This is a genomic window from Burkholderia singularis (assembly GCF_900176645.1).
GTDB classification, from domain to species: Bacteria; Pseudomonadota; Gammaproteobacteria; order Burkholderiales; family Burkholderiaceae; genus Burkholderia; species Burkholderia singularis.
Genome location: NZ_FXAN01000092.1, coordinates 1 through 3,310 on the forward strand (window position 1 = coordinate 1; position 3,310 = coordinate 3,310).

Here is a 3,310-nt window from a genome sequence, read left to right on the forward strand (position 1 = left end):
AATGCTCGACGCCATTTGAACACCAGGTTCGGATTCACCCCATGCTCCATCGCCAGACGCGCCACCGATACGTCCGGCTCGCAGGCCAGCTTGGCCAGATGCCGTCGAAATTCGATCGGGTGATTCGGGATGCCTTTGCGTGAAGTTCTCTTCGGCGTATCTGTTGCCACTTTGGTCCCCACTACTTTGGTGGGGACTACTCTGGCAACTTCCTTTCACATCGTCGAGACGGTGCTGGGGACACGCTTACAAAGCACAAGGGGTTACGTGAAAATCACGTAACCCCTTGATTCTATTGGTGCGGCTGCAGGAACAGAACAAATCACCGAATCGCAAACCACACAAGGCACAGTCACACACATCGACAATCTCATGCCCCCAGAAGTGCCCCCATCGAACACTTGTTACGAACCCTTAAGGCGCACGGTCTCTACTGTATCGCGCAGGACAGCAGCGGACGCAGCGCCCTTAGTATGGCTCATGCTCGCGCTCACTAGGTACTCCCGTGGGAATCGGTGATCGTCCGGAACCTCGTACGAATCGCTGCAACCGATCCCACGCCGCCAGATAGCGGTGCTTCGGCACCGCTGCCAGTTGCGCGTCATGCACGACTAGAAGCCGCACCACGTCACCGACTTCGTTCTTGTGAAGCATCCACGGCTCGGCGCACACGTGGCGTGACCCAGCAGTATGAACGGCAGACTGCCTTGCATATGCAAGCACGCGACGCAGCAATGCACACGAGAAAGACGCCGTCCCGTAATTCGAAGACGACATTCGATGCTCATCTGCCTACGTTGTCTGCCTGGCGTGCCGTAGGAAAAGCCTTGGCTGAGTCGACCGAAGGAAGTGACCGGAAAATGGCGAAAGCCATCGCGCGTTTTGTCCGAGGGATGCCAGTCGTGGACCAACGCTCTCGGATGTAAAACCGCCTTCGAGTTCAGGAAAAGATGCGCAATCACCAGTTCGATCCATCCCGGAAAATACCCGGAACATTGAGTATTCACGGCCTTGAGTAGCGCGATGGGACCATTTCGGACGGTATGCAACGGGTTCGATGTACGGATGAAGTAGAAGCCGAGTTCTTTGTTGTTGAGATGGATCGAATTGAGTCAGCACCGCTAGTCTTCCTTCAGTTTGCGCATGCTCATCCGATGTGCCGGCATCAACCTGTCCCCTAAAAAGGATCAAGGCTAACGCCCGTCGTTGATCACATACGCAACACCACCGCCGAGCCGGAACGGCTATCCCGTTTCGGTCGCGTGATCAGCTGTTTCGGTTCGCTGATCACTCATTCCGGGAACGTGATCACCCGTTTCGGCAAGATGATCGCTCGTTTCGGAAACCGGTGATCAGCGATCACCTTCGACCGAAACGGCCGATCACCATCAATCGGAACCACTGATCACGTTCAACCGAAATCGCTGATCACGTTCCCCGAAATACGCACGTACCGCGCCGTACGCGCCGGACTTCAGGTCGAATCCGTTGCCGAGGAACGAGCCGCGCGTGTTATCAGATTGTTCGACCAGGTAACCCAAATGCAGGTGAGAACTGTAGCTCGACGAGTAAAGGTGGACCCGGTTCTGCCCGGTAGCGTCGTCCATGACGAGCTGGTTGAAGCCGTCGCCGCCGTATTCGCGAGAACGGAAGCCGGACAGCAGGCCGTGCGTGTGCCACACCGGCATCGTTGCGCCACCGTGCAGTCGCGAGATGATTACAGGCCGGTCGCAGTCGCCATTGACGAACCCGAGGAGCACCTGATCGTCTTTGCGCAACGGAAAGTAACCGCCGCGCTTCGAGCCTGCGTCTGGCATCGCCGCGCGAATCCACGACGTTGACTTCGTATTGCGATCCTTGCGACTGTTCGACGTCCGGACCCGCACACGATTGCCGTCGTCCGTGTGGATTTCCTCGTCGCTGTCCGTCACGACGATTGCCGTCTGCAAGTGCATCTCGGGCTTCTCGTGCTCGAACGGGCTGCGGTACGGCGTCTTGCGGCGTTGCGCTTCGATCTCGACATGAAAAAATCCGATACCGCCATCGCGGTGGCTCACGGTCGTACCGGCTCCGGCCGCCTTGAACTGTTCGATCTCGCTGCGCAGGCTGCGCGGGAATCGCGTGAGCGCGTCTATGCCGGGCAAGTTATTTTGGATCAACCAGTCGCTCGCGATGATCGACAGTTCGCGCTCCTCCTCCGGCAAAGCATCGAAGAGGGGATGTCCCGACACCTTGAACCAGTAGCCGGGCAATGCATAGCGGGGACTGCCGATCGCGAAATAGCGTTTTGCTCGCGAAGCCCATTCCTCGGTGCGGATGCGGGCCTGTTGTTGTCCAGCATCAGATTCGGCCCACGTCTGTGAGCCGGTATAAAGATACTCTTCGCCCTGGCCGGGCAACTCATCAAGGTCAGCCGCTGGCGTGCTCGCCTGTTTATCGAGGTCAGGTCGCTTGTAGTCGACGGTACCGAGCGTCAGCGTCGCACTTTGGGCGTCCTGCTGTTCGCTCAACTGGGTAAGTCCGTCGAAATCCTGGTCGGTACCCGCGTGGCTGAACTTCATCTCCGAATTCGGCAGCGACGGCCCAAAATAGAGGTCGTCCATCATGACGACCTTGTGCGACTTGCCATCCTTCGCGAAATCGAAGCGCGGAAACACGCCGACTTCCTCCAGACTCCGGTGAACAAAATTCCAGTCGGTTTCCCACTGCACGCGGTGCGAATATGAGCGTATCGCCGTGCGCAGTTCCTGACCATAATTGCCCGACGCCTGGGGATGCTTGTCGAATACGTCGGTGAGAATTTGCCAGCCGCTGACCTCCTGCCAGTCGCGCCGATCGCTACTGAGCTTGAGGAAGCTTAACCATGAAGCGAAATGGAGCTGAAAGTACGACAAAGTGCCATCGTTTCCTAGGCGGCGAGCCTGTTGCACGTAGCCATGGATTGGCAGATAGCCGCCGTCCGTCTGGCGGATCCAGAGCGTGACGGGCTGCAGCATCAGGGCGCTGAGCTTGATCTTGTCGCCGACGACCGATGAGGCATCGACAGTCACCTCGAAATTGCGCCCGAGCCGCGCTTTAATCTTGACGTACAGTGGCGTGAGCCAGTTGTCGCCGAGCGGAGTGTCAAGTTTGACGATACGATCGAACTGCGCGTAACCGCCGCGCAGCACCTTATCCAGCATGTCCGATGCCATGCAACAACCCCGTTTAGGGAAACACGTTGAGCTTGCCCCCGAAAAACGAATCCCTTGCTGAGCGTTTAAACTCAAGCAAGGAGAGTCAAGAAGATGAACAAGACGAAACGAGCGCG

Annotated in this window: 1 protein-coding gene and 1 pseudogene; both read right to left on the reverse strand. The window is 57.6% G+C overall.

Going from position 1 to position 3,310, the window contains the following annotated elements; genetic code table 11:
- Window positions 1-182: transposase (locus tag BSIN_RS19870; protein WP_143757433.1), on the reverse strand; the 182-nt coding region annotated here is incomplete at its 3' end.
- A gap of 1,254 nt (window positions 183-1,436) precedes the next feature.
- Window positions 1,437-3,194: pseudogene (vgrG, locus tag BSIN_RS19875) on the reverse strand (type VI secretion system tip protein VgrG); the annotation flags it as partial.
- Window positions 3,195-3,310: the final 116 nt, after the last annotated feature.